The following is a 25,139-nucleotide window of genomic DNA, read 5'->3' as shown; positions in this document are numbered from 1 at the left end:
AAACCGAGTAATCGCCATCTTAGATTCTCTATTTTAGAGAATTACTTCTTTGAAAGTAGTCGTATTAAACGAATACTCCTTCAAAGATTGGAGAGCAAAGAGAAGCAAGTAGGTCAAGGAAGCGACCGAACGAGCACCGGAGCGTACGAAAGTACGTGAGGAGCAGAGTGAAGAAGCTGACGAAGAGATACGCCGCTTATCTTTGGTCGAAACTAAGTTAAGTTAGAAAGGGCGCACGGTGGATGCCTTGGCACTAGGAGCCGATGAAGGACGGGATTAACACCGATATGCTTTGGGGAGCTGTAAGTAAGCTTTGATCCAGAGATTTCCGAATGGGGAAACCCTCTATCCGTAATGGGATAGAATCTTTACCTGAATACATAGGGTACTGAAGGCAGACCCGGGGAACTGAAACATCTAAGTACCCGGAGGAAGAGAAAGCAAACGCGATTCCCTGAGTAGCGGCGAGCGAAACGGGATTAGCCCAAACCAAGAGGCTTGCCTCTTGGGGTTGTAGGACACTCTATATGGAGTTACAAAGGAACGGGGTAGACGAATCGATCTGGAAAGGTCAGTCGTAGAAGGTAAAAACCCTGTAGTCGAAACTTCGTTCCCTCTTGAGTGTATCCTGAGTACGGCGGGACACGAGAAATCCCGTCGGAAGCAGGGAGGACCATCTCCCAAGGCTAAATACTCCCTAGTGACCGATAGTGAACCAGTACCGTGAGGGAAAGGTGAAAAGCACCCCGGAAGGGGAGTGAAATAGATCCTGAAACCGTGTGCCTACAAGTAGTTAGAGCCCATTTATGGGTGATAGCGTGCCTTTTGTAGAATGAACCGGCGAGTTACGATTACATGCGAGGTTAAGTTGAAGAGACGGAGCCGCAGCGAAAGCGAGTCTGAATAGGGCGAAATAGTATGTGGTTGTAGACCCGAAACCAGGTGATCTACCCATGTCCAGGGTGAAGTCCAGGTAACACTGGATGGAGGCCCGAACCCACGCACGTTGAAAAGTGCGGGGATGAGGTGTGGGTAGCGGAGAAATTCCAATCGAACTTGGAGATAGCTGGTTCTCTCCGAAATAGCTTTAGGGCTAGCCTCAAGATTTAGAGTATTGGAGGTAGAGCACTGTTTGGACTAGGGGCCCCCATCGGGTTACCGAATTCAGACAAACTCCGAATGCCAAATACTTATTCTTGGGAGTCAGACTACGAGTGATAAGATCCGTGGTCAAGAGGGAAACAGCCCAGACCACCAGCTAAGGTCCCAAAGTATACGTTAAGTGGAAAAGGATGTGGAGTTGCTTAGACAACCAGGATGTTGGCTTAGAAGCAGCCACCATTTAAAGAGTGCGTAATAGCTCACTGGTCGAGTGACTCTGCGCCGAAAATGTACCGGGGCTAAACGTATCACCGAAGCTGTGGATTGACATCTATGATGTCAGTGGTAGGAGAGCGTTCTAAGGGCGTTGAAGCTAGACCGTAAGGACTGGTGGAGCGCTTAGAAGTGAGAATGCCGGTATGAGTAGCGAAAGATGAGTGAGAATCTCATCCACCGAATGCCTAAGGTTTCCTGAGGAAGGCTCGTCCGCTCAGGGTTAGTCGGGACCTAAGCCGAGGCTGAAAAGCGTAGGCGATGGACAACAGGTTGATATTCCTGTACCACCTTTAAATCGTTTGAGCAATGGGGGGACGCAGGAGGATAGGGTAAGCGTGCTGTTGGATTAGCACGTCCAAGCAGTTAGGCTGGTAATGAGGCAAATCCCATTACCACATAAGCGGAGCTGTGACGGCGAGGGAAATATAGTACCGAAGTTCCTGATTCCACACTGCCAAGAAAAGCCTCTAGCGAGATTTAGGGTGCCCGTACCGCAAACCGACACAGGTAGGCGAGGAGAGAATCCTAAGGTGAGCGAGAGAACTCTCGTTAAGGAACTCGGCAAAATGACCCCGTAACTTCGGGAGAAGGGGTGCTCTTGCGGGTGCAAGCCTGCGAGAGCCGCAGTGAATAGGCCCAGGCGACTGTTTAGCAAAAACACAGGTCTCTGCGAAGCCGCAAGGCGAAGTATAGGGGCTGACACCTGCCCGGTGCTGGAAGGTTAAGAGGAGGGGTTAGCACGTTAGTGCGAAGCTCTGAATTGAAGCCCCAGTAAACGGCGGCCGTAACTATAACGGTCCTAAGGTAGCGAAATTCCTTGTCGGGTAAGTTCCGACCCGCACGAAAGGTGTAACGATCTGGGCACTGTCTCAACGAGAGACTCGGTGAAATTATAGTACCTGTGAAGATGCAGGTTACCCGCGACAGGACGGAAAGACCCCGTGGAGCTTTACTGCAGCCTGATATTGAATTTTGGTACAGCTTGTACAGGATAGGTAGGAGCCTTGGAAGCCGGAGCGCCAGCTTCGGTGGAGGCATTGGTGGGATACTACCCTGGCTGTATTGACATTCTAACCCGCACCCCTGATCGGGGTGGGAGACAGTGTCAGGTGGGCAGTTTGACTGGGGCGGTCGCCTCCTAAAAAGTAACGGAGGCGCCCAAAGGTTCCCTCAGAATGGTTGGAAATCATTCGTAGAGTGTAAAGGCACAAGGGAGCTTGACTGCGAGACCTACAAGTCGAGCAGGGACGAAAGTCGGGCTTAGTGATCCGGTGGTTCCGCATGGAAGGGCCATCGCTCAACGGATAAAAGCTACCCCGGGGATAACAGGCTTATCTCCCCCAAGAGTCCACATCGACGGGGAGGTTTGGCACCTCGATGTCGGCTCATCGCATCCTGGGGCTGTAGTCGGTCCCAAGGGTTGGGCTGTTCGCCCATTAAAGCGGTACGCGAGCTGGGTTCAGAACGTCGTGAGACAGTTCGGTCCCTATCCGTCGTGGGCGTAGGAAATTTGAGAGGAGCTGTCCTTAGTACGAGAGGACCGGGATGGACGCACCGCTGGTGTACCAGTTGTCTTGCCAAAGGCATCGCTGGGTAGCTATGTGCGGAAGGGATAAGTGCTGAAAGCATCTAAGCATGAAGCCCCCCTCAAGATGAGATTTCCCATAGCGCAAGCTAGTAAGATCCCTGAAAGATGATCAGGTTGATAGGTCAGAGGTGGAAGCGTGGCGACATGTGGAGCTGACTGATACTAATAGATCGAGGACTTAACTAAAATGAAAAGCGGAAACGCCTGTTTATCGGCGTACAAACTGGAGGAGCATCGACTGAGATAAAGGAAACACGATGAACGTTAGTGAATCGATGTGGACTTATCGTAGGGAGATGATCAGAAGTTTGATAGGCGATAGGCGTTGGAGCTGGACAAAATGATTACTTGTTTCTTTCTTCTTACCATAATCTAGTTTTCAGGGAATAATTTTCTAAAATTATACTTGAAAAAATCTCAAAAACATGTATAATAAAATATGTCTTGAGAAAAGTCTGGTGGCGATAGCGAGAAGGTCACACCCGTTCCCATACCGAACACGGAAGTTAAGCTTCTCAGCGCCGATGGTAGTTGGGGGTTCTCCCCCTGTGAGAGTAGGACGTCGCCAGGCTTTATATATGGAGGATTAGCTCAGCTGGGAGAGCATCTGCCTTACAAGCAGAGGGTCGGCGGTTCGATCCCGTCATCCTCCACCATTTATTATTGGACAACTATATTTACGCCGGTTTAGCTCAATTGGTAGAGCAACTGACTTGTAATCAGTAGGTTGGGGGTTCAAGTCCTCTAGCCGGCACCATCTAATGAGCCATTAGCTCAGTCGGTAGAGCATCTGACTTTTAATCAGAGGGTCGGAGGTTCGAATCCTCCATGGCTCACCATTAGAAAATTCAAAATAGTATTAAGCGGGTGTGGCGGAATTGGCAGACGCACTAGACTTAGGATCTAGCGCCGCAAGGCGTGGGGGTTCGACTCCCTTCACCCGCACCAATTTATTATCAATTAAATAGATGCGGAAGTAGTTCAGTGGTAGAACACCACCTTGCCAAGGTGGGGGTCGCGGGTTCGAATCCCGTCTTCCGCTCCATAAAACAATGCCGGGGTGGCGGAACTGGCAGACGCACAGGACTTAAAATCCTGCGGTAGGTGACTACCGTACCGGTTCGATTCCGGTCCTCGGCACCATTGTTTTTATATTAATGCGCCCGTAGCTCAATTGGATAGAGCGTCTGACTACGGATCAGAAGGTTATGGGTTCGACTCCTTTCGGGCGCGCCATTATATTTCGGGAAGTAGCTCAGCTTGGTAGAGCACTTGGTTTGGGACCAAGGGGTCGCAGGTTCGAATCCTGTCTTCCCGACCATTATTCTCATTATATGGGGCCTTAGCTCAGCTGGGAGAGCGCCTGCCTTGCACGCAGGAGGTCAGCGGTTCGATCCCGCTAGGCTCCACCAATTTTATAATTCTTAATATGATGGCGGCGTAGCTCAGCTGGCTAGAGCGTACGGTTCATACCCGTGAGGTCGGGGGTTCGATCCCCTCTGCCGCTACCATACATATTATCTTGGACCTTTAGCTCAGTTGGTTAGAGCAGACGGCTCATAACCGTCCGGTCGTAGGTTCGAGTCCTACAAGGTCCACCATATTATTGAGGAGGAATACCCAAGTCCGGCTGAAGGGATCGGTCTTGAAAACCGACAGGCGGGTCAAACCGCGCGGGGGTTCGAATCCCCCTTCCTCCTCCATAAATATTAAATTATAATATTGTCGCGGGGTGGAGCAGTCTGGTAGCTCGTCGGGCTCATAACCCGAAGGTCGCAGGTTCAAATCCTGTCCCCGCAATCTGGTCCGGTAGTTCAGTTGGTTAGAATGCCTGCCTGTCACGCAGGAGGTCGCGGGTTCGAGTCCCGTCCGGACCGCCATATAAAATGGCTCAGTAGCTCAGTCGGTAGAGCAAAGGACTGAAAATCCTTGTGTCGGCGGTTCGATTCCGTCCTGAGCCACCATTTTAGTACAATCTAAAATGAATAATAAGTATAATGGCGGCTATGGCGAAGTGGTTAACGCATCGGATTGTGGCTCCGACACACGTGGGTTCGATTCCCACTAGTCGCCCCATACAAATAAAATATGCGGGTGTAGTTTAATGGTAAAACCTCAGCCTTCCAAGCTGATGTCGTGGGTTCGATTCCCATCACCCGCTCCATATATGGGCCTATAGCTCAGCTGGTTAGAGCGCACGCCTGATAAGCGTGAGGTCGATGGTTCGAGTCCATTTAGGCCCACCATAAAAATATTCCGCAGTAGCTCAGTGGTAGAGCATTCGGCTGTTAACCGAACGGTCGTAGGTTCGAGTCCTACCTGCGGAGCCATTTTTTTTGGGGAAGTACTCAAGAGGCTGAAGAGGCGCCCCTGCTAAGGGTGTAGGTCGCGTAAGCGGCGCGAGGGTTCAAATCCCTCCTTCTCCGCCATTGGCCCGTTGGTCAAGTGGTTAAGACACCGCCCTTTCACGGCGGTAACACGGGTTCGAATCCCGTACGGGTCATAAAAACTGATAGCATTTGCTATCAGTTTTTTTATTTCTTATAAGATTCTTTCCGATAAATTCTCTATAGTCTCTAGGAGAACCTATGAGTTTGTATCGATTAAAATTTTCCCTGTCTCAGATTTTCTTCCATTTATCCTCACTTGTAAATAATCTATTCCCCGGGTTTTTTTAATCAAAATCAGAAAGAAATCCAGTATCAGGACCTCTAAACAGATCAATTGCTAGAACTTTTTTGTCTGTTGTTTCAAAAAAAGGATTCATTTCTTCCCCTATTTGTTCTTTTAAATATTCTTCTTCCCTTTTACTCATTATCATTTTCCTTCCTTATGTTAGAAATTCACTTTAGTATTCCTCTTCATAAAAAAAACTATGTTAAAAGTTCACAATCTAAATGAGTCAATTAAACATAAAAAGATTTATAGTATCATAAAATTTTAAAAACAAAAAAGGATTTACCTTCTATTGATAGAATATTAAAATTAATCAAATTTAATTAATCACCAATTTTTTAGCAATGTATGCCATAAATTGTTTTGGAAGCAAAAAAAAAGGGAATTGAAAAGTACAAAGTGTAAAATTTACTCACTTAATATTATTTGTAATAGAAAGTAGGATGACAGTGGAGACAGTATATCCAACAGAATTTCAACTACATTTATTTCATGAAGGAAACTTATTTGAGAGCTATAGATTATTTGGATCCCATATTCATCATAAAAATGGAGAGAATTATACCAGTTTTTGTGTTTGGGCTCCCAATGCTCTAAGTATTCAAGTGGTTGGGGATTTTAATAATTGGAATGGTGAAGGTTATTCCCTTGAAAAAATTAATAATGAAGGTGTGTGGCTTCTAAATGTAGAGAGGGATTTAACGGGTGCTATGTATAAATATAAAATAACTGCACCTGATGGAAGAGTTTTTCTTAAAGCTGATCCTTATGCTTTTCTCTCCGAGGTAAGACCTAATACAGCTTCCATTGTTTATTCCTTGGAAGGTTACAAGTGGAATGATACAAAATGGAAACAAAAAAAGACAAAAAAGAACTATTTAAATGAACCTCTTGCTATATATGAAGTCCATTTAGGATCATGGAAAATCCATGAGGATGGAGAACTGTATACCTATAGGGAACTTGCTGATGAATTAATTCCATATGTTGTGGAACAAGGATTTACCCACTTGGAAGTGCTGCCCTTAGTAGAACATCCACTCGATATCTCCTGGGGATATCAAGGTACAGGATACTATTCTGCAACAAGCAGATTTGGAGAGCCAAAGGATTTGATGTATTTCATCGATCAATGTCATCAACATGGGCTCGGCGTGATATTAGATTGGGTACCTGGACATTTTTGTAAAGATGAGCATGGACTTTATCAATTTGATGGAACTAGTCAATATGATTATAAGAATCCGGCGGATAGAGAAAATTATGTTTGGGGAACGGCCAATTTTGATTTAGGAAAAAATGAAGTCCAAAGCTTTTTAATTTCAAATGCAATTTTTTGGATGGAATATTTCCATGTAGATGGATTTAGAGTTGATGCTGTTTCTAATATTATTTATTGGCCAAATTCAAATGAAAATAGCGTGAACCAATTTGGAATCGATTTCCTCCAAAAACTGAATCAAACAGTTTGTCAATACGATCCAACAGTTCTAATGTTTGCAGAGGATTCTACTGATTGGCCTCAAGTAACTGCACCAGTTCATTATGGTGGCATTGGATTTCACTACAAATGGAATATGGGCTGGATGAATGATATTTTAACCTATATGGAAACTGATTCAGTTAATCGAAAGCAAGTACATGATAAAGTCTCCTTTTCCCTACATTATGCCTTTTCCGAAAATTTTGTTTTACCATTTTCACATGATGAAGTTGTTCATGGAAAGAAATCGTTAGTAGATAAGATGCCAGGAGATTATTGGCAAAAATTTGCTCAATTCCGGCTCCTCTTAGGATATATGATTACACATCCAGGAAAAAAATTATTATTTATGGGAAATGAATTCGCCCATTTTGCTGAATGGAAGGATAAAGAACAGTTAGATTGGATGCTGCTAGATTATGAGATGCATCAAAAAGCAAATGAGTATATGAAGGAATTACTAAAAATCTATAAAAGGTCCAAACCTTTATATCAGTTGGATCATGTCAATGATGGCTTTGATTGGATTGATGTAAATAATAGAGAGCAGTCTATCTTCTCTTTTATACGTAGGGCAGAAAAGGAAGAAGATTATTTAGTCGTCATTTGTAATTTCACTTATCATACATATGAAAATTACAGAATCGGCGTTCCTTTAAATAACTCTTTCCGAGAAATATTAAATAGTGACACTGATAGATTTGGTGGAGCTAATTATATAAATAAAAAGGTAATAAAAGCAGAAAAAGTAGAATTTCATGGAAAACCTTATTCTGTTCAACTAACGATACCAGCTTTCAGTATAATCATTTTACGTCCAGTTCAACACCGGAAGGGGAGAAAAGGAAATGGGAAAGAAACGGTGCGTCGCAATGCTATTAGCAGGAGGAAAGGGGAGTAGACTTTATTCCTTAACAAAAAGTCTAGCAAAGCCAGCAATCCCTTTTGGAGGAAAATATCGAATTATCGATTTCACTTTAAGTAATTGTTCCAATTCGGGAATTGAAACTGTTGGCGTCTTAACGCAATACCAGCCGCTCGTTTTAAACTCATACATTGGAATAGGGAGTGCATGGGATTTAGACCGTGTTAATGGAGGAGTAACCGTATTACCTCCTTATAGTGAGTCATCAGAAGTGAAATGGTATACAGGAACAGCAAGTGCTATTTATCAAAATCAGAACTACTTGTCTCAATATGATCCCGAATATGTTCTCATTTTATCAGGAGACCATATTTACAAAATGAATTATGAAGAAATGCTTGAATATCACATAGATAAGCAAGCAGATGCTTCTATCTCCGTGATTCAAGTACCATGGGAGGAAGCGAGCAGGTTTGGTATTATGAATACAAATAAAGAGATGAACATTGTAGAATTCGAAGAGAAGCCTAAACATCCAAAAAATAATCTAGCTTCGATGGGAATCTATATTTTTAAATGGCATGTTCTGAAAGAATTACTAGTAGAAGATAATTTAAATAAAAATTCCTCCCATGATTTTGGCAAGGATATTATTCCTTTACTCATCGAAAAACAGAAAAAAGTGGTTGCCTATCCATTTAAAGGGTATTGGAAAGATGTCGGAACTGTTCAAAGCCTATGGGAAGCAAACATGGATTTATTGGATGATAATTGTGAATTAAATATTTCTGATTATAATTGGAGAATTTATACGGTAAATCCCAATCATCCACCACAATATATTTCTAGTGAGGCGCATGTGAAAGAGTCGATGGTGAATGAAGGGTGTATTATTAGTGGGAATTTAGAGAAAACCATTGTTTTTCAAGGTGTTACTGTAGGAGAAGGGACAATTATTAGAAGTTCTGTCATCATGCCTGATGCGAAGATTGGTAATAATGTTTATATTGAAAAGGCTATTGTCCCTTCTGAAATAACCATACCAGATGGAATGGTCATTAAACCAAAAAAAGACTCCAATGAAGTAGTCCTTGTAACAGAAGAAATGGTTAATGAAGTGATTTCCTAACAAACTAGATAGGAGGGGTTAAGATGATAAGAACTATGCTGGGCATTATTGATGCAACAACACATAAGGAAGATTTAGAAGAATTAACTGCACATCGCACACTTGCTGCACTTCCGATAGGCGGACGGTACCGCTTAATTGATTTTGTCCTTTCCAATATGGTGAACTCTGGAATAGGTAGTGTTGCTATTTTTCCAAAGTATCAGTATCGCTCGTTAATGGATCATTTAGGTTCGGGGAAAAACTGGGATTTAGATAGAAAGAGAGATGGATTGTTCTTTTTCCCAGCATCTTTAACCGCAACAAATACAGATGGAATAGGTTCTTTTAATCATTTTGCGGCAAATATGGATTATTTTCAGAGAAGCAAGCAAGAATATGCGCTAGTTGCAAATTGCTTTACTGTGTTTAATATGAATTTTAATCCTGTATTAGAGCGGCATCTCTCTTCTGGTTGTGATATAACGGAGATCACGAATAATGGAAGTTCGTTAGAAATATATCTAATTAAGAAGTCAAAGCTGATTGATTTAATAGAATCTAGAGCTGTTACAGGTTATACATGTATGAATGATGTTGTCTTAGATATGAATAATCAGCTAAAAATATGTGAATATGAATATAACGGCTATGCCGAAAAAATAGATTCAATATCCAGTTACTATCATGTAAGTAAAGATATATTAAAAGCTAAAGTCTGGAATCAGCTTTTTATCAAAGAAAGACCAATATTTACAAAAGTTAAAGATGAACCACCTACACGATATACAACTACAGGTGAAGTGAAAAACTCCATGATAGCAAATGGGTGTTTTATTGAAGGCGAGATTATAAATAGTATTGTTTCTAGAGCGGTTAAGGTTGGAAGAGGTTCAAGTTTAAAGAATTGCATTATTATGCAAAAATGTACGATTGGAGAAAATTGCCACTTGGACTCAGTTATTTTAGATAAAGATGTGGTTGTAGAAAGTGGTACTGTGATGACTGGTACTGCAAGTTCTCCCTTTGTAGTCAGAAAAGGAACAGTGCAAGGAGCGTTGATGAATTCGTGAAAGTATTATTTGCAGTTTCAGAATGTGTACCATTTATAAAATCAGGGGGACTGGCAGATGTAGCTGGTTCTCTTCCTAAAGAATTAAAGAAGCAAGGTACGGATGTAGCGGTAATTATGCCAAAGTATCAAGATATTCCAGCACATTTACTTGCCAATGTTAAGAAAAGATGCTATTTCTTTGTTCAAGTAGGTTGGCGAAATCAATACTGTGGAATTGAAGAATTAGAAGTAGATGGAATTACTTTTTATTTCATTGATAATGAATGGTATTTTAAGAGAAGTGGTTTATATGGTTATGGAGATGATGGAGAACGGTTTGCCTTCTTTAATCGAGCCGTACTAGAGAGTTTACCTTATTTAACAGACTATCCTGATATTATTCATTGCCATGATTGGCATACGGCTATGATTCCTTTCCTGTTGGATGTAGACTATAAATGGAAAAAAGAGTATAGCAATATTAAGACTGTATTTACCATACATAATCTTCAGTTTCAAGGAATATTGCCAAGAGAAGTTCTTGGTGATTTATTTAATCTAAATGATTATTACTTTACAACAAATAATCTTGAATTCTATGGAAATGTTAATTTGATGAAAGGGGGACTTATCGCTGCTGATAAGATAACGACAGTAAGTCCTACCTATAAAAACGAAATACAAACAGAATATTATGGTGAGAAGCTGAATAATGTATTAAAACAGAGAGAGAAAGATTTATATGGAATTATAAATGGGATTGATGAAGAAACATATAATCCAGAAACAGATCCGGTAATTGCAGCAAATTATACGGTTACTTCTCTAGATAAAAAGCAAGAAAATAAACGATTTATTCAAAAAAAATTCGGATTGAAGGAAGACGTTGAAATCCCAATAATTTGTATGATAACTAGGTTAACTAGTCAAAAGGGATTAGAATTAGTTAGACATATATTTCATGAAATAATGGAAGAAGATGTACAGTTTCTCGTATTAGGAACAGGAGATCCTGAATTCGAGAACTTTTTCCGTGAGATGGAATATACGTATTCTGACAAATGCAAAGCTTATATTGGGTTTGATGAAAATTTAGCTCATCAGATGTACGCAGGTGCAGACTTATTTTTAATGCCATCAAAATTTGAGCCTTGTGGATTAGGGCAGCTAATTGCTTTACGATACGGGAATATCCCCATTGTGAGAGAGACAGGAGGGCTAAATGACACTGTTTTCTCTTATAACGAATGGACAGAGGAAGGAAATGGATTTAGTTTCACTAATTTCAATGCCCATGACATGCTTTACACGATTAGAAGAGGCATTCATTTTTATAAAGAGGAAAAAGAAGTATGGCATAAGCTAATGAAGAATGCCATGTCGATGGATAATAGTTGGGCTCAATCTGCATTTAAATATAATCAGTTATATGCAGAGCTTATCTCGAGGAGTGAATCCCATGTTTTCTAATAAAGAAAGTTTTAAAAGGTATTTCTTACAAAGGCTTGAAATGACTTATGGAAAGACCTTTGAAGATACAACAAGTAGTGATCATTTTCAAACGTTAGGGCATATGATTAGAGAATATGTAAGCTCAAACTGGATTCAGACAAATGAACAAAGTCGTAACAACAACGGAAAACAGGTATATTACCTTTCTATTGAGTTTTTATTAGGGAGATTACTTCATAATAATTTAATTAACTTAGGGATTGATCAAGTTGTTATCGAAGGTTTGAAAGATCTTGGAATCGATTTTTTTGAAGTGGAAGATATGGAGCACGATGCCGGACTAGGCAATGGTGGATTAGGAAGGTTAGCAGCTTGCTTTTTGGATTCTTTAGCTACATTAGACTTACCAGGGCATGGTTGTGGGATACGTTATAAACATGGTTTATTCGAACAACGAATTGTTGATGGTTACCAACTTGAATTGCCAGAACAATGGTTAAAGCAAGGCCAGGTTTGGGAAGTTCGAAAGGAAGACTTAGCGGTAGATATTTATTTCTGGGGAAATATTGATATGTATGAGAAGAATGGAAAGTTACAGTTTCGGCATTTAAATGCCGAAACTGTAACAGCAGTTCCCCATGATGTACCAGTCATTGGCTACCATACGACGACTGTTAATACATTAAGATTATGGAATGCTGAACCGTCGTCCTTAATTGCAAAAGATGTGAAGGATATAATGCGTTATAAAAGAGAAACAGAATCGATATCTGGTTTTTTATATCCAGATGATTCCAATGATGAGGGAAAGATATTACGGTTAAAACAACAATACTTTTTAGTTTCTGCAAGCTTGCAATCCATTATTCGAAATTATAAGCAGCAATATAAAAACATTAGTGAAATGCATCACTATATAAGCATACATGTAAATGATACACATCCCGTATTGGCAATCCCAGAGCTAATGAGAATATTAATGGATGAAGAAGGATTAGGCTGGGATGAAGCATGGGAGATTACTACAAATACTATTTCTTACACCAATCATACCACGTTATCTGAAGCATTAGAACAATGGCCAATCTATATATTCCAGCCCCTATTACCCCGAATTTATATGATAATTGATGAGATAAATGAACGTTTCTGCATGAAGTTATGGAAAAAGTATCCTGGTGATTTTTTGAAAATTGAAAAAATGGCTATAATTGCCCATGGCATGATTAAGATGGCCCATTTAGCATTAGTGGGTAGCTATAGTGTAAATGGAGTAGCGGAAATTCATACAGAAATTTTGAAGAAACGAGAAATGGCTGATTTTTATGCCTTCTATCCAGAAAAGTTTAATAATAAAACGAATGGAATTACTCATAGAAGGTGGCTAATAAAGGCAAATCCTAAGCTTACAAACTTAATTTCTAATATAATTGGTGATAAATGGGTCAATCAGCCAGAATCATTAAGGGAATTATTAAATTATCAAGAAGATGCTAGTTTACAAGAAAATCTCGCAGCAATCAAGCAAAGTAATAAGGAAAGACTTGCAAAGATAATCAAGGAGAAAAATGGAATTCTTGTAGATCCTTCCTCTATTTTTGATGTTCAAGTAAAGAGACTGCATGCTTATAAAAGACAATTATTAAATATTTTGCACATCATGTCTCTTTATAATAAATTAAGAGAAGATCCATCCATTGATATGGAGCCTAGAACGTTTATTTTCGGAGCAAAGGCATCACCGGGATATTATTATGCAAAAAAGATTATTAAATTAATTAATACAGTTGCTCATAAGGTTAACAATGATAAAAGGATACAAAATAAATTAAAGGTTGTTTTTATAGAAAATTATCGAGTTTCCTTAGCGGAACATATTTTTCCAGCTGCTGATGTAAGTGAGCAAATCTCCACCGCAAGTAAAGAAGCGTCGGGCACTGGTAATATGAAATTTATGATGAATGGTGCATTGACACTTGGAACAATGGATGGAGCAAACATTGAAATGCATGAATTAGTGGGAGATGATAATATTTTCATCTTTGGGATGAATGCAGATCAAGTATTAGAGCTTTATCAAAATGGTGGCTACAGCTCTCGAGAGTATTTTTACCATGATGATAGAATTCATGAAGTAGTGAATCAATTAAAAAATGGTTTTTATGATCATCCAGTGGGTGAATTCGATCCTATTTTTGATTCGTTACTAATTGAGAATGATCAGTTCTTTGTATTAAAAGATTTTAATTCTTATGCAAGCATTCATGAAAAGGTGAACCAAGCATTTAAGAATAAACAAGACTGGCTGCGAAAAAGCATTGTAAATATTGCGATGTCGGGCCATTTTTCAAGCGATCGAACAATAAAGGAATATGCAGAGGATATTTGGCGTATAAAACCTTATATTTAATTGTTTAGAAGCAGGCTGGGATATAAAGAAATCCAGCCAAAAACCGAGCAATTTTACGGAGATGCTAATAAGCTTCGTATAATTGTTTGGTTTTTTTATTCATTGAAAAAAAGAAGGTTTGTAGTTTAATTCATGCCTGATACACCTTGATTTCCATGGGGCGAGCGGTGAGTTCTCCTGTTAGACGACACCGTTCTCACGCCACTCCCATAGAAACTCTTCGAGCATGCAGGCTGCTTTATTTTTCCGACTCCTTTATTATCCAATAAATTTCCCAACGAAAATTAAACCAAAAATATTCACCTTCACTGATTGGACCTTTAGTTTTATTTAAAAGTCTCTTAATCCTCCTCTTCTTCAGTATCCTCTTCTATATATCCATCTGATTTATGGAATGGAACATCACCAAAGGGAGCTTCTATTCCTTCCTCATCTAATGCTTGTTCATATTTTTCTTGATCTTTAGATGGATATACAGCTCTTTCTGTTCCATCGATATTTGTGGCTGTAAAGTTTTCATAATCTTCCGGGAAGGTATCATCGTCGTTCTCTCTATCGTAGAGACTGTCATAATCTTCGAAATCACCTCGTAAATCTGATGGCGTTTCAGAAGTTCCATAGCGAGCTACCTCTTGAAAACTATCATCGTAGTCTCTAACATCGCCAGTATCATAATGACGAAATTCATTACCATGAGCTAATTCTAGAATATCTTCCTCTACAGGTCGATCATTTGCAATAGTTTGTTCATCACTATATTCTTTTAGCGTAAGAGCTGTCGGAATTGCTTCTAATCTTTCGTAAGGAATTTCTTTACCTGAAACCTTACAAATTCCATAAGATCCGTCTTCTATTGCCTTTAAGGCGTTATTGATTTTTTCTAATTCAGATTGGTCATGTTGTTCTAGGGCAGAATCTTTTTCTCTTTCAAATAATTCTGTTCCCAGATCTGCTGGATGGTTATCATAACTAGATAATTCTCCAACTGATTCCAAGGCATTTTCTTCACTGGCGTATCCGTTTGTTCTATCTAATAAAGTTGCTTTTCTTTCTTCTAATTCTTTTTTTAAATGACTTATTTGCTCTGTTGATAACAAGGTAAACACATCCTTATCTGTTCCTACTATTAGTATATATAGACAACCTGTTCATAAATTTCCCTGTTTTATGTTTATCAAACCTAGTTTTCCATTTGTTATCCTTTTCTTAAGAAAAATAAATAGTTGAAAAGTGCATTAAGAATTCACTATGATTGACATAATATTAAAGACAGGTGTATCGTAAAATATGCTAAAATAGTAAGTGGCGTATATCTTTGAACCAATATAATCAAGCGTATATTCTTGATTAGTTTTAGGGGGATTTACAAAGGGATGAATGATAGCAAAGGAATAATGGTACAAACAATAATAAAGGAAAGTGATTCTCCTACTATCTTAGTTAGTGAAGTGAAGAAACTAGAAAAGAAAATAGATATTCTGGGGTTTTTTTCAAATTACAGTTCTTATAAAGGAAAACGTTTTTTCTGGAAGGACCCTTCTGAAAAAAACATGCTTGTAGGAATCGGCATTTGTGAAGGGATAGAGTATTCATTAGGGGAGAACTCTTATTCATTTGTAGAAAAAAAATGGAGACAGCTGTTAGACAATGCAATAGTATTTAATGAATATAATGAAATAGGGATCGGACCAGTCCTTTTAGGTGGTTTCTCCTTTGATCCATTAAAAGAGAAAACACAAGTCTGGGATGGCTTCTCGGAAGCACATTTTTACGTACCTCAATTTATGTTAAGTGAAATAAATGGAAGTCAATTTATTACTACTAATATAATGATTCAATCAGATAAAAAGGATGATGCAAAAGAAGAGTTAAAAAAGCATTCTATTAGGTATCAAAGAGTAGAAGCATTTTCTACAACTTTGCCTTTGATTGAAAAGATTACTGAAATCGATCAAGAAACATGGAAGGATAAAGTTAATAAAGTAATAAATGAGTTAAAAGGAGATTTAAAAAAAGTAGTGTTAGCACGTGCTACTCAAGTGCATTTTTCTAATGATGTTGAGACAGAGTTTGTTCTTAAAAATTTAATACAACAACAAAGCAATGGTTATATTTTTGCTTTAGAAGCAAAAAACAAATGTTTCATCGGAGCTTCTCCAGAAAGATTGGTAAAAAAAGAAGGACCAACTGTTTTTTCTACCTGTCTGGCCGGGTCAATTGCGAGGGGAAAAAACAAAGAAGAAGACGATACCTTTGCACAAGCCTTACTTTCGGATTCGAAAAATAGAGAAGAACATAATTATGTTGTTAAAATGATTAAGAATGCTATGGAGGAAGTCTGTAGTACGGTAGAAATGCCATCCAATCCAAAAATCTTGAAGATGAGAGATATTCAACATCTTTATACTCCAGTTAGCGGGAAGGTAAAAGAAACAGAATCCTTAATTTCCTTTATTCGCTTATTGCATCCAACTCCAGCTCTTGGTGGATTCCCTCGAGAGGAAGCCTTAAAGGTTATTAGAGAGGTGGAAGGATTAGATAGAGGGATGTATGGTGCTCCTATCGGTTGGCTTGATTACCAGGGGAATGGAGAATTTGCAGTAAGCATCCGTTCGGGCTTAATAGATGGGAATGCCGCAACCATTATTGCTGGATGCGGTATTGTAGCTGACTCTGATCCAGAATCTGAGTATGTAGAAACTGCAATTAAATTTAAGCCAATGCTAACTGCGTTAGGAGGAAAATAAAATGAGTCATCAGCAACAGTTAACTGCCTATTTGGATGCGCTAATATCCGAGTTGGTAAAAAACGGGGTAGAACATGCTGTTATCAGTCCAGGATCAAGATCAACCCCCATCAGTTTATTGCTTGCAGAGGAAGAGGACATAAAACTGCATGTTCATATTGATGAAAGATCAGCTGCCTTTTTTGCTTTAGGAATAGCGAAAGCGTCCAAAAAACCAACTGTATTAGTATGTACTTCTGGTACTGCCGCTGCAAATTATTTTCCGGCAATTGTAGAGGCGAAGATTTCTCGCATACCTTTAATCGTACTGACGGCAGATCGGCCCCATGAACTTCGTGATGTGGGAGCACCGCAGGCAATTGATCAATTAGATCTCTATGGAAAGCATGTTAAATGGTTTATGGAAATGTCGACACCTGATAATAGTCCAGGTATGATAAGATATGCTAAAACAGTGGGTGCTAGAGCGGTAGCAATGGCAAAACAGCATCCTAGCGGTCCAGTGCATGTGAATATTCCATTGAGAGAACCATTAATTCCTGATTTAAATAATTTAGAACGCTACCGTTCAGAAGACCAGGAAACAAGAACTATCCAGATTAAAACCGGGGAGTTTACGATTCATGATTCCTATTTTCATGATTTAGCAGCAAGCCTGGAAGCGGAAGAGGAAAGAAAAGGGATTATCATCTGTGGAGAGATCGATAAAGAGGACTTTTCTTTAAAAATACTTCAATTGGCTGAAAAAACTGGTTTTCCGATTATAGCTGATCCACTTTCCCAACTACGAAGTAAGAGTGCGGACAAGGACGTTGTCATCGACACCTATGATACTTTTTTGCGAAATGAAAGGATTAAATCACTATTAAAACCGGATATCGTTATTCGTTTTGGAAGCATGCCGATTTCTAAACCATTAACTATATTCTTACGAGAAAATGAAAAGGCAAAACAGATTGTAATAGATGGGGGAAGCGGCTACCGTGATCCCAATCAACTGACAACAGAAATGGTTTATTGTGAAGAAGGATATTTTTGTGAACAGCTTTCATCTTTTGTTTCTCCTTGCTCAATAAATCACTATTTGAATAAATGGATAGAAATTAATGAAAAAACCAAAAAGGAATTAACAAAAATAGCAGAAATTAAAGAAATGAGTGAGGCAAAGCTTTTTCATTGCTTGGGTGAAATGATTCCCAATAAGGCCGTTTTATTTGTAGGAAATAGTATGCCCATTCGCGATTTGGATACTTTTTTTCATAAACAAAAAAAACAAGTAACCATTATTGCAAATAGAGGAGCAAATGGAATTGATGGGACGATATCTACTGCGCTCGGAGTGGGGGTTATTAAGCAGCCGCTCTTTTTAATTGTAGGGGATTTAACCTTTTTCCATGATTTAAATGGATTAATCCTTTCTGAGCTATATCAGCTTCCAATCACTGTCATATTAATAAATAATAATGGAGGCGGAATCTTTTCATTTCTTCCTCAAGTAGAATTGCCGAGACATTTTGAATTATTATTTGGAACGCCTTTAAATATTGACTTTAAGCATGCAGTGGAAATGTATAAAGGACAATATCAGCTTGTTAACAGTTGGAATCATTTAGAGATATTATTCCAAGATAGTGATTTCGCGGAGGGCTTAAGAGTGTGGGAAATACGTACTAATCGGGAAAATAATCTTTTAGAACATCGGCAAATGACGAATCGGATTCTAAAGATGTTAGATCAATTAGATTAAAAAGGTGAAGCCTATGTTTATCAAACTACAGGATATAAGCTATCATGTAACGGTTGAAGGAGAAGGAGAACCTCTTTTATTATTACATGGATTTACTGGGGATAGTGGAACTTGGATGCCATTTATTCCTTTATGGAAGAAGAACTATAAGGTTATTACGGTCGATATTATTGGTCATGGAAAGACGGATTCGCCGGAAGAAATAGAAAAGTATACTATGCAAGAAAGTGTCACTCATTTAAGAGCGCTTATTGATCATCTTCAATTGGCTTCTGTTTATTTATTAGGTTATTCGATGGGTGGTAGGTTAGCGTTAGCATACGGTATGAATTATCCTGAAACAGTTAAAAAACTTATTCTAGAAAGTTCCTCTCCCGGCTTAAAAACGGATTTAGAGAGAAAGCAAAGACGAATACAAGATGAGAAACTGGGAGACTCTATCCTTGAACAAGGAATAATAAACTTCGTGAAAAAATGGGAAGAAATTCCATTATTTGAAAGTCAAAAGATGCTGAGTGAAGCTGCAAAGGAAGCAATTAGGAAGCAGCGGCTAGCTAATAACCCAGTTGGATTAGCAAATAGTTTAAGAGGAATGGGGACAGGTGCACAAAATTCGTATTGGTCCTCTCTTTCTCGCTTATCAATAGATACATTGTTAATTACAGGAGAACTTGATCAGAAGTTTTGTCAAATCGCTGAAGAAATGGTTGACTGTAATAAAAAAATAAAGCATTTAACTATAAATGATGCTGGTCATGCAATTCATGTGGAGAAACCAGAAATTTTTGGTACAATAGTATTGGAGTTTTTAAGGAGCTGACATTGATGTTCAGCCCTATTAATAAGGAGGAAAAAGAATGACAGTGGAATGGGTAGCTGGCAGACAATATGAAGAAATCATTTATGAAACATATAATGGTATTGCCAAGATTACAATTAATAGACCTCATGTACATAATGCATTCACGCCAAGAACCGTTAGTGAATTAATTGATGCGTTTGCAATGGCAAGAGATGATAGTGATGTAGGAGTTATCATTTTAACTGGTGCAGGCGATAAAGCATTCTGTTCTGGTGGAGATCAAAAAGTTAGGGGTCATGGTGGATATGTAGGAGAAGATCAAATTCCCCGCCTAAATGTCCTTGATTTACAACGTCTAATCAGAGTTATTCCTAAGCCTGTCATTGCGATGGTAAAAGGATATGCAATTGGTGGAGGACATGTGCTGCATATTGTCTGTGATTTAACGATTGCTGCAGATAATGCTATTTTTGGACAAACTGGTCCAAAGGTAGGTAGCTTTGATGCTGGTTATGGTTCTGGTTATTTGGCAAGAATCGTTGGCCATAAAAAAGCTAGGGAAATTTGGTTCTTATGCCGTCAATATAATGCCCAAGAAGCTCTAGATATGGGATTAGTAAATACGGTAGTTCCGTTAGAAAAAGTAGAAGAAGAGACGATTAAATGGTGTGAAGAGATTTTAGAGAAAAGTCCAACTGCCCTTCGTTTCTTAAAAGCTGCCTTTAATGCAGATACAGATGGTTTAGCTGGTATACAGCAATTTGCCGGTGATGCAACTTTGCTTTACTATACAACCGATGAAGCAAAAGAAGGAAGAGATTCCTTTAAGGAAAAACGCAAACCTGATTTTGGACAATTCCCGCGTTTTCCTTAATGGAAAAGGATGAATGAAAAGCTAGCTATCCAAGAGATGGAATCGCAATTCATTCGTATTAATTAATAGATACTGGGGTGACACTCGTTTTTAGCAATGGTGTTTTAATGGACATGCTAATAATAGTGTCACCTTTGTTTGTATAGAAAAGAGGGTTAATAAATTGACAGAAATACTTCCGAATTTTATTAAAAATAGAGCACAGTTAACACCAGATAGAGAGGCAATTGTATTTAAAGAAGAAAGACTAACATTTAAAGAATTATATGAAAAGGCTTATTACCGTGCAGGGATTTGGTCAGCCATTGGAGTAAATGACACAGATTATGTGGGGTTTCTTGTTAAAAGTGATTTAGAAACTGTACTTCACTTATTTGCTATGCAAATTATTGGAGCAAAGGCAGTTCTTCTTAATAATCGCTTAACAGCGAAGGAAATGGCTTATCAATTAAACGATGCGAATGTTTCCTATTTAATCTCAGAAGAAGCGTTTAAAGAGAAGGCAGCTTTGCTTGAAAAAGAGAAAGAAATGACTGTATTTTATAAAGAAAATATAACAGAAAGTACCTACATTGAGCCAAAAGAAAAGGATCAAGTGTCTTTAGAGGAAACTTGTACGATAATGTATACGTCAGGAACAACCGGACTTCCGAAAGGAGTCATTCAATCTTACGGTAATCACTGGTGGAGTGCCGTGGGAAATACGTTGAATGCAGGCCTATATGAAAAGGATACCTGGTTATGTACCGTTCCATTATTTCATATCAGTGGATATTCGATTTTAATGAGAAGTATCATTTATGGGATGAAAGTCGTTTTGCATGATTCCTTTGATGAAAAGAGGGTATTAGAGGATTTATGGAAAGAAAAAGTAACGATTATATCGGTTGTCACCACGATGCTAGAGCGAATCGAAAAGGCTGCTCATGATAAGTTTCCACCTTATTTTCGGTATATGCTTTTAGGTGGGGGGCCAGCCTCCATAGAACTGCTGACTAGATGTATGAATAAAGGGATTTCTGTTTATTATTCATATGGAATGACGGAAACTGCCTCACAAATTGTTACCCTTTCGCCAGAGGATAGTATTAGAAAAATTGGTTCAGCCGGAAAGCCACTTTTTCCTGCTCAATTACAAATTGTTAATCAAGCAGGAGATCGTTTAGGATCAAATGAGGTAGGCGAAATTAAAGTGTGTGGGCCGAATGTATCAAAAGGCTATTTAAATAAAGAGAATCATTTACAAGATAGCTGGTTTTTTACCGGTGACATAGGGTATATAGATTCTGAAGGATTTCTCTATGTGTTAGATAGACGGTCAGACTTAATTATTTCGGGTGGAGAAAATGTTTATCCAGCAGAAGTCGAAGCTGTACTGACTGAAATGGACGGGATAAAAGAAGCGGCAGTGATAGGGATTCCTGATGAAGAATGGGGACAAGTACCGATTGCATTTATTGTTACAGATGAAAGTATGCAAGAGAATACAATTATCGAAAAATGTACAAACGTTTTAGCAAAATATAAAATCCCCAAAAGAGTATTTTTTATATCAGAAGTTCCACGAAATGCCTCAGGAAAAATAGTCAGAAGAGAATTAAGAAAATGGATAGAGGAACAATCGAACTTATCTTTGTATTTTAACTAGTTCATGTTATTGTGGCTACTAGTAAAAAAATTCAATGAAAGAAGTGTACGCATGAGCTTATATCATGGATCATTATATTGGCCAACAACGGTTCAGGAAAGACCCGTTTATCCAAAGTTGAATAATCATGTTACTTGTGATGTGCTTGTAATTGGTGCTGGAATGTCAGGCGCCTTATTAACTTATATGCTTGCAAAGGAATCGCTTCAGGTGATTCTAGTGGATAAAGGTAGTGTTGGCAATGGAAGCTCTGCTGCCAACACAGGGCTATTGCAGTATTCTAATGATAAAATGCTGCATTCCTTTGCAGAAAGTATTGGGGAAGAAGATGCTGTTCGATTTTACGAATTATGCCTTAATGGGATGAAGGAATTGAAAAGTATCGCAAGTTCCTTACACGAAGATGTCCAATTTGTAAATAGACAAAGCTTATATTACGCAAGTACAGATTCAGACGTATTTTCTCTAAGAAAAGAATATGAGATGCTAAAAAAGTATAAATTCCCAGTAGAATTTTTAGAAAAGGATATGATTTATAAAGCATATGGATTTAATAAACATGCGGCAATAAGAACAAGTGGGGACGCAGAAGTGAACCCAGAAAGGTTTATTATTTCCTTAATAAAAGAGGCTGCACAAAAGAGCAATGTTCAAGTTTTTGAAAACACGGAAGTTTCAAAGCCTCAGAATAAAGATGGCTGCTGGTTGTTTAACAATGGCGATTCCAGTATAAAGGCAAAGCATGTCGTGTATGCAACTGGGTATGATTTAGATAATTTTGCAATAGACATACCTACAAAAATAAATAGAACGTTTGCAATCGTTACAAACCCAGTATCTTCTTTTCCACATTGGGAGGATCGGTGTTTAATTTGGGAAACCAAACGTCCGTATTTCTATATGCGAACAACCCTTGATGGAAGGATAATAGCGGGTGGTTTAGATGAAGAAATAATGGAAGCGCCTAGAGACGATCAGATTTTACAATTATATGCGGATAGATTATTAGTTCGTATTAAAGAACATTTTCCCCATTTGCAACTAAAAGCTGACTATGTATATGGAGCAACATTTGGAGAATCAAAGGACGGAATTCCCTTTATTGGCGAACATCCACAGCAAAAGAATTTATATTATTGTTTAGGATTTGGAGGAAATGGTACAGTTTACAGTGCTTTCGGTTCGACCATATTGAAGGATTTAATAATAAAGGGGAAGCACCCTGATGCTGATTTGGTACGATTAGATCGATAAAAAAAAGGAATCCCTAGTAGTTTTGATTGGGATTCCTCTTTGCATTTCCATAAGTTTAGCTTAAGCTATTTTCAGGTTCAAATGTCTTACAGTCTGTTTCATAACTTGTATCCGCATGTTTTCCCACATTACTTACAACATAAATTTGGTCGGCTCCACAACGGTTTCCTTTTTCCCAAAAAGTACAATTCCTTACTTCACAAAGTACGTCTTTTGCCATAGGATACCACTCCTTTTCTTAAGTTGTTAATCCAAAGCCTTTTTAGGAGATGTCTTCTATTTGCACATAGGATGCAATTGAGACTGTTAACAGTCATTGCACTTTAGTATTATTAGAAGGTTGGAGGAATTACATACATAGGACAAATGAAAAGAAGTACCAATGTTGGAAAGTATCATCTATTTCAAATTTGTATATTAGGCAAATTTTCATTACTATTAATAAGGAGACTCTTTCTTTAGAACAGAAATTATTTGTATTTTATGAATTGAATTTTTTAAGGAGTGCAAAAATGAGCCTATTACAAGATATGTTAGTCTATAATGAAGAATTTGTAAGGGAACAAAAATATGAAAAATTTATTACAGGTAAATTTCCCAATAAAAAAATGGTGATTCTAACTTGCATGGATACAAGATTGTTAGAACTTTTGCCACAAGCATTAAATCTTTCTAACGGAGATGTGAAAATTATAAAAAATGCAGGAGCAGTAGTTGTTCACCCATTTGGAAGTATTATGCGAAGTATTTTGGTTGCAGTATATGAGCTGCAAGCTGATGAAGTGATGGTAATAGGTCATCATGACTGTGGGATGAGTGCATTGCATTCAGATAGCATGGTGGAAAAAATGAAAGAAAGAGGCATATCAGACGAAACGTTTGCAACTTTACAACATTCTGGAATTAATCTAGAAAAATGGTTGACAGGTTTTGATTCTGTATCAGATAGTGTTACCCATAGTGTAGAAATGATTAAAAGGCATCCGCTATTGCCAAGTGGCGTTCCAGTTCATGGGTTAGTGATAGATCCAAAGACTGGAAAATTAGACTTGGTAATAGACGGTTATTAATTTTTCTCTTTTGGCGAATGAGGATGATTTCTACAGTGCCAATCTTCTGGTACTGGATCCAGACCACCTGGATGAAAGGGATGACATTTAAGAATTCGTTTAATGGTTAAGTACCCTCCTTTAAAAGCGCCAAATCTTTGAATCGCTTCTAAGCCATAACTAGAGCAGGTTGGATAAAAACGGCAAGTTGGCGGTTTTATTGGAGAAATTACTTTGCGATAAAATTGGATAATAAATAAAAAGACGTATTTCATTATGCTGTTTCCTCTCCTTCTTTGCATGTAGTATAACATGGGTGAAGAGAGGAGTAAAAGTAATCACTGTTTAACACAAAATTCCCACTGGAAAAATATTATATATATTAAGTTGATGAAATTACTCGGCTTTTTAGATATAATAAAGATAGAAGAAGAAAGGGAGATGACTTTATGCCTTCAGTTGAAAGTTTTGAATTAGATCATACTGCCGTAAAAGCCCCATATGTAAGACATTGTGGTGTACACAAAGTTGGTAGTGATGGAGTAGTTAATAAATATGATATTCGTTTCTGTCAGCCAAATAAGCAGGCAATGAAGCCAGATGTTATTCATACGTTAGAGCATCTACTTGCCTTTAATTTACGCGCACATGTAGAAAAGTACAATCATTTTGATATTATTGATATTTCTCCAATGGGGTGTCAGACTGGCTATTATTTAGTTGTAAGTGGGGAACCAACCGTTGAGGAAATTATCGATTTATTAGAGGCAACGATGAAAACGGCAATTGAAATTACTGAAATTCCAGCAGCTAATGAAACACAATGCGGTCAAGCAAAACTACATGATTTAGAAGGTGCAAAAAAGCTGATGAATTTCTGGTTAAGCAAAGATAAAGAAGAATTAAAACAGGTTTTTGCTTAAAAAAAGAAATAAACATTCCAACCAAATAGAAACCCAAACAAATTGTACGGAAATGCTAATGAAAAATTCCGTATATTGTTTG

General features: G+C 38.4%; 17 protein-coding genes, 21 tRNA genes and 2 rRNA genes. 36 read left to right on the top strand and 4 right to left on the bottom strand.

The annotated features are described in order from the left end of the window. Positions 1–215 precede the first annotated feature (215 nt). The 23 genes from MHH96_RS23710 (at position 216) to MHH96_RS23600 (ending at position 5,468) form a co-directional block, all read left to right on the top strand. Positions 216–3,151, top strand: a 23S ribosomal RNA gene (locus tag MHH96_RS23710). Positions 3,152–3,419: 268 nt separating this feature from the next. Then, positions 3,420–3,536, top strand: a 5S ribosomal RNA gene (gene rrf / locus MHH96_RS23705). 9 nt (positions 3,537–3,545) lie between these two features. Further along, positions 3,546–3,621, top strand: a tRNA-Val gene (locus tag MHH96_RS23700). 25 nt (positions 3,622–3,646) lie between these two features. Then, a tRNA-Thr gene (locus MHH96_RS23695) sits at positions 3,647–3,722 on the top strand. Between the two features lie 6 nt (positions 3,723–3,728). Continuing rightward, positions 3,729–3,804 (top strand) — tRNA-Lys (locus MHH96_RS23690). A gap of 24 nt (positions 3,805–3,828) precedes the next feature. Continuing rightward, a tRNA-Leu gene (locus MHH96_RS23685) sits at positions 3,829–3,913 on the top strand. A 22-nt stretch (positions 3,914–3,935) separates the two neighbouring features. After that, positions 3,936–4,010, top strand: a tRNA-Gly gene (locus tag MHH96_RS23680). Between the two features lie 9 nt (positions 4,011–4,019). Continuing rightward, positions 4,020–4,108 (top strand) — tRNA-Leu (locus tag MHH96_RS23675). 16 nt (positions 4,109–4,124) lie between these two features. Further along, positions 4,125–4,201: transfer RNA gene (locus MHH96_RS23670), tRNA-Arg, on the top strand. Between the two features lie 8 nt (positions 4,202–4,209). Further along, positions 4,210–4,286, top strand: a tRNA-Pro gene (locus tag MHH96_RS23665). 15 nt (positions 4,287–4,301) lie between these two features. Then, positions 4,302–4,377 (top strand) — tRNA-Ala (locus MHH96_RS23660). Between the two features lie 22 nt (positions 4,378–4,399). Then, positions 4,400–4,476, top strand: a tRNA-Met gene (locus tag MHH96_RS23655). Positions 4,477–4,489: 13 nt separating this feature from the next. Continuing rightward, positions 4,490–4,566, top strand: a tRNA-Ile gene (locus MHH96_RS23650). 9 nt (positions 4,567–4,575) lie between these two features. Then, a tRNA-Ser gene (locus MHH96_RS23645) sits at positions 4,576–4,668 on the top strand. 23 nt (positions 4,669–4,691) lie between these two features. Next, positions 4,692–4,765: transfer RNA gene (locus MHH96_RS23640), tRNA-Met, on the top strand. A 3-nt stretch (positions 4,766–4,768) separates the two neighbouring features. Then, positions 4,769–4,845: transfer RNA gene (locus MHH96_RS23635), tRNA-Asp, on the top strand. 8 nt (positions 4,846–4,853) lie between these two features. Next, positions 4,854–4,929, top strand: a tRNA-Phe gene (locus tag MHH96_RS23630). A gap of 36 nt (positions 4,930–4,965) precedes the next feature. Continuing rightward, positions 4,966–5,041 (top strand) — tRNA-His (locus MHH96_RS23625). Positions 5,042–5,055: 14 nt separating this feature from the next. Continuing rightward, positions 5,056–5,129: transfer RNA gene (locus MHH96_RS23620), tRNA-Gly, on the top strand. Between the two features lie 5 nt (positions 5,130–5,134). Further along, positions 5,135–5,211: transfer RNA gene (locus MHH96_RS23615), tRNA-Ile, on the top strand. Positions 5,212–5,220: 9 nt separating this feature from the next. Then, positions 5,221–5,295: transfer RNA gene (locus MHH96_RS23610), tRNA-Asn, on the top strand. An 8-nt stretch (positions 5,296–5,303) separates the two neighbouring features. Continuing rightward, a tRNA-Ser gene (locus tag MHH96_RS23605) sits at positions 5,304–5,394 on the top strand. A gap of 2 nt (positions 5,395–5,396) precedes the next feature. Beyond that, a tRNA-Glu gene (locus MHH96_RS23600) sits at positions 5,397–5,468 on the top strand. Between the two features lie 171 nt (positions 5,469–5,639). Here the strand turns inward: MHH96_RS23600 and MHH96_RS23595 are convergent. After that, positions 5,640–5,780, bottom strand: coding sequence for a hypothetical protein (locus MHH96_RS23595; RefSeq protein WP_162837594.1), 141 nt, complete (start codon positions 5,778–5,780; stop codon positions 5,640–5,642). Positions 5,781–6,084: 304 nt separating this feature from the next. Between MHH96_RS23595 and glgB the strand changes: the two genes are divergently transcribed. From glgB to MHH96_RS23570, 5 genes are read left to right on the top strand one after another with little or no spacing between them, the layout of a single operon-like run. Then, positions 6,085–8,025: a 1,4-alpha-glucan branching protein GlgB gene (gene glgB / locus MHH96_RS23590; protein ID WP_047944552.1), complete on the top strand. Its 1,941-nt coding sequence runs from the start codon at positions 6,085–6,087 to the stop codon at positions 8,023–8,025. Next, positions 7,973–9,118 carry a glucose-1-phosphate adenylyltransferase gene (locus tag MHH96_RS23585; protein ID WP_047944551.1) on the top strand — a complete coding sequence of 382 codons (1,146 nt, stop codon included), beginning with the start codon at positions 7,973–7,975 and terminating at the stop codon, positions 9,116–9,118. Before glgB ends, MHH96_RS23585 begins: the two co-directional genes overlap by 53 nt. Positions 9,119–9,141: 23 nt before the next feature. Then, positions 9,142–10,170, top strand: coding sequence for a sugar phosphate nucleotidyltransferase (locus tag MHH96_RS23580; protein ID WP_047944550.1), 1,029 nt, complete (start codon positions 9,142–9,144; stop codon positions 10,168–10,170). Beyond that, positions 10,167–11,621 (top strand): glycogen synthase GlgA, encoded by a 1,455-nt coding sequence (gene glgA, locus MHH96_RS23575; RefSeq protein WP_047944549.1) that lies wholly within the window; start codon positions 10,167–10,169, stop codon positions 11,619–11,621. The genes MHH96_RS23580 and glgA overlap by 4 nt, the downstream gene beginning before the upstream one ends. Beyond that, entirely contained in the window at positions 11,611–14,013 is a 2,403-nt protein-coding gene (locus tag MHH96_RS23570; RefSeq protein ID WP_047944548.1) for a glycogen/starch/alpha-glucan phosphorylase, read from the top strand. Before glgA ends, MHH96_RS23570 begins: the two co-directional genes overlap by 11 nt. Before the next feature lie 341 nt (positions 14,014–14,354). Here the strand turns inward: MHH96_RS23570 and MHH96_RS23565 are convergent, their stop codons facing one another. Continuing rightward, positions 14,355–15,119 (bottom strand): TraR/DksA C4-type zinc finger protein, encoded by a 765-nt coding sequence (locus MHH96_RS23565; RefSeq protein ID WP_309325578.1) that lies wholly within the window; start codon positions 15,117–15,119, stop codon positions 14,355–14,357. A gap of 267 nt (positions 15,120–15,386) precedes the next feature. Here MHH96_RS23565 and MHH96_RS23560 point away from each other — a divergent pair, with 267 nt between their 5' ends. From MHH96_RS23560 to MHH96_RS23535, 6 genes are all read left to right on the top strand, one after another. Then, positions 15,387–16,760, top strand: a complete 1,374-nt coding sequence (locus MHH96_RS23560; protein ID WP_047944546.1) for an isochorismate synthase — start codon at positions 15,387–15,389, stop codon at positions 16,758–16,760. A 1-nt stretch (position 16,761) separates the two neighbouring features. Then, entirely contained in the window at positions 16,762–18,507 is a 1,746-nt protein-coding gene (gene menD, locus MHH96_RS23555) for a 2-succinyl-5-enolpyruvyl-6-hydroxy-3-cyclohexene-1-carboxylic-acid synthase (protein ID WP_047944545.1), read from the top strand. 13 nt (positions 18,508–18,520) lie between these two features. Next, on the top strand, positions 18,521–19,327 hold the full coding sequence (gene menH, locus MHH96_RS23550; RefSeq protein WP_047944544.1) for a 2-succinyl-6-hydroxy-2,4-cyclohexadiene-1-carboxylate synthase: 807 nt from the start codon (positions 18,521–18,523) through the stop codon (positions 19,325–19,327). Between the two features lie 37 nt (positions 19,328–19,364). Next, positions 19,365–20,183, top strand: a complete 819-nt coding sequence (gene menB, locus MHH96_RS23545) for a 1,4-dihydroxy-2-naphthoyl-CoA synthase (RefSeq protein ID WP_047944543.1) — start codon at positions 19,365–19,367, stop codon at positions 20,181–20,183. Positions 20,184–20,346: 163 nt separating this feature from the next. Next, positions 20,347–21,831: an o-succinylbenzoate--CoA ligase gene (locus tag MHH96_RS23540; protein WP_235844486.1), complete on the top strand. Its 1,485-nt coding sequence runs from the start codon at positions 20,347–20,349 to the stop codon at positions 21,829–21,831. Positions 21,832–21,882: 51 nt separating this feature from the next. After that, positions 21,883–23,085, top strand: a complete 1,203-nt coding sequence (locus tag MHH96_RS23535; RefSeq protein ID WP_047944542.1) for an NAD(P)/FAD-dependent oxidoreductase — start codon at positions 21,883–21,885, stop codon at positions 23,083–23,085. A gap of 55 nt (positions 23,086–23,140) precedes the next feature. On the opposite strand, the gene MHH96_RS23530 is transcribed toward MHH96_RS23535, so the two are convergent. Continuing rightward, positions 23,141–23,305 (bottom strand): DUF1540 domain-containing protein, encoded by a 165-nt coding sequence (locus MHH96_RS23530; protein ID WP_082138439.1) that lies wholly within the window; start codon positions 23,303–23,305, stop codon positions 23,141–23,143. Positions 23,306–23,597: 292 nt separating this feature from the next. Here MHH96_RS23530 and MHH96_RS23525 point away from each other — a divergent pair, with 292 nt between their 5' ends. Then, positions 23,598–24,155: a beta-class carbonic anhydrase gene (locus tag MHH96_RS23525; RefSeq protein ID WP_047944541.1), complete on the top strand. Its 558-nt coding sequence runs from the start codon at positions 23,598–23,600 to the stop codon at positions 24,153–24,155. Here MHH96_RS23525 and yidD read toward each other — a convergent pair. Beyond that, positions 24,152–24,409 (bottom strand): membrane protein insertion efficiency factor YidD, encoded by a 258-nt coding sequence (gene yidD / locus MHH96_RS23520; RefSeq protein ID WP_047944540.1) that lies wholly within the window; start codon positions 24,407–24,409, stop codon positions 24,152–24,154. The two genes, MHH96_RS23525 and yidD, sit on opposite strands and share 4 nt — an antisense overlap. A gap of 174 nt (positions 24,410–24,583) precedes the next feature. Between yidD and MHH96_RS23515 the strand changes: the two genes are divergently transcribed. Next, on the top strand, positions 24,584–25,057 hold the full coding sequence (locus MHH96_RS23515) for an S-ribosylhomocysteine lyase (RefSeq protein WP_047944539.1): 474 nt from the start codon (positions 24,584–24,586) through the stop codon (positions 25,055–25,057). Positions 25,058–25,139 lie beyond the last annotated feature (82 nt).

Origin of the sequence: Niallia sp. FSL K6-0212, from assembly GCF_038007605.1 — a bacterium.
GTDB lineage: Bacteria > Bacillota > Bacilli > Bacillales > Cytobacillaceae > Niallia > Niallia circulans.
This window is presented reverse-complemented; position numbering and strand designations above follow the sequence as displayed.

What these genes read in the sequence shown, in the direction of transcription:
- MHH96_RS23595 (WP_162837594.1), bottom strand. Translation starts at nt 5,780, where the DNA reads ATGAGTAAAAGGGAAGAAGAATATTTAAAAGAACAAATAGGGGAAGAA.
- glgB (WP_047944552.1), top strand. Translation starts at nt 6,085, where the DNA reads ATGACAGTGGAGACAGTATATCCAACAGAATTTCAACTACATTTATTT.
- MHH96_RS23585 (WP_047944551.1), top strand. Translation starts at nt 7,973, where the DNA reads ATGGGAAAGAAACGGTGCGTCGCAATGCTATTAGCAGGAGGAAAGGGG.
- MHH96_RS23580 (WP_047944550.1), top strand. Translation starts at nt 9,142, where the DNA reads ATGATAAGAACTATGCTGGGCATTATTGATGCAACAACACATAAGGAA.
- MHH96_RS23570 (WP_047944548.1), top strand. Translation starts at nt 11,611, where the DNA reads ATGTTTTCTAATAAAGAAAGTTTTAAAAGGTATTTCTTACAAAGGCTT.
- MHH96_RS23560 (WP_047944546.1), top strand. Translation starts at nt 15,387, where the DNA reads ATGAATGATAGCAAAGGAATAATGGTACAAACAATAATAAAGGAAAGT.
- menD (WP_047944545.1), top strand. Translation starts at nt 16,762, where the DNA reads ATGAGTCATCAGCAACAGTTAACTGCCTATTTGGATGCGCTAATATCC.
- menH (WP_047944544.1), top strand. Translation starts at nt 18,521, where the DNA reads ATGTTTATCAAACTACAGGATATAAGCTATCATGTAACGGTTGAAGGA.
- menB (WP_047944543.1), top strand. Translation starts at nt 19,365, where the DNA reads ATGACAGTGGAATGGGTAGCTGGCAGACAATATGAAGAAATCATTTAT.
- MHH96_RS23535 (WP_047944542.1), top strand. Translation starts at nt 21,883, where the DNA reads ATGAGCTTATATCATGGATCATTATATTGGCCAACAACGGTTCAGGAA.
- MHH96_RS23530 (WP_082138439.1), bottom strand. Translation starts at nt 23,305, where the DNA reads ATGGCAAAAGACGTACTTTGTGAAGTAAGGAATTGTACTTTTTGGGAA.
- MHH96_RS23525 (WP_047944541.1), top strand. Translation starts at nt 23,598, where the DNA reads ATGAGCCTATTACAAGATATGTTAGTCTATAATGAAGAATTTGTAAGG.
- yidD (WP_047944540.1), bottom strand. Translation starts at nt 24,409, where the DNA reads ATGAAATACGTCTTTTTATTTATTATCCAATTTTATCGCAAAGTAATT.
- MHH96_RS23515 (WP_047944539.1), top strand. Translation starts at nt 24,584, where the DNA reads ATGCCTTCAGTTGAAAGTTTTGAATTAGATCATACTGCCGTAAAAGCC.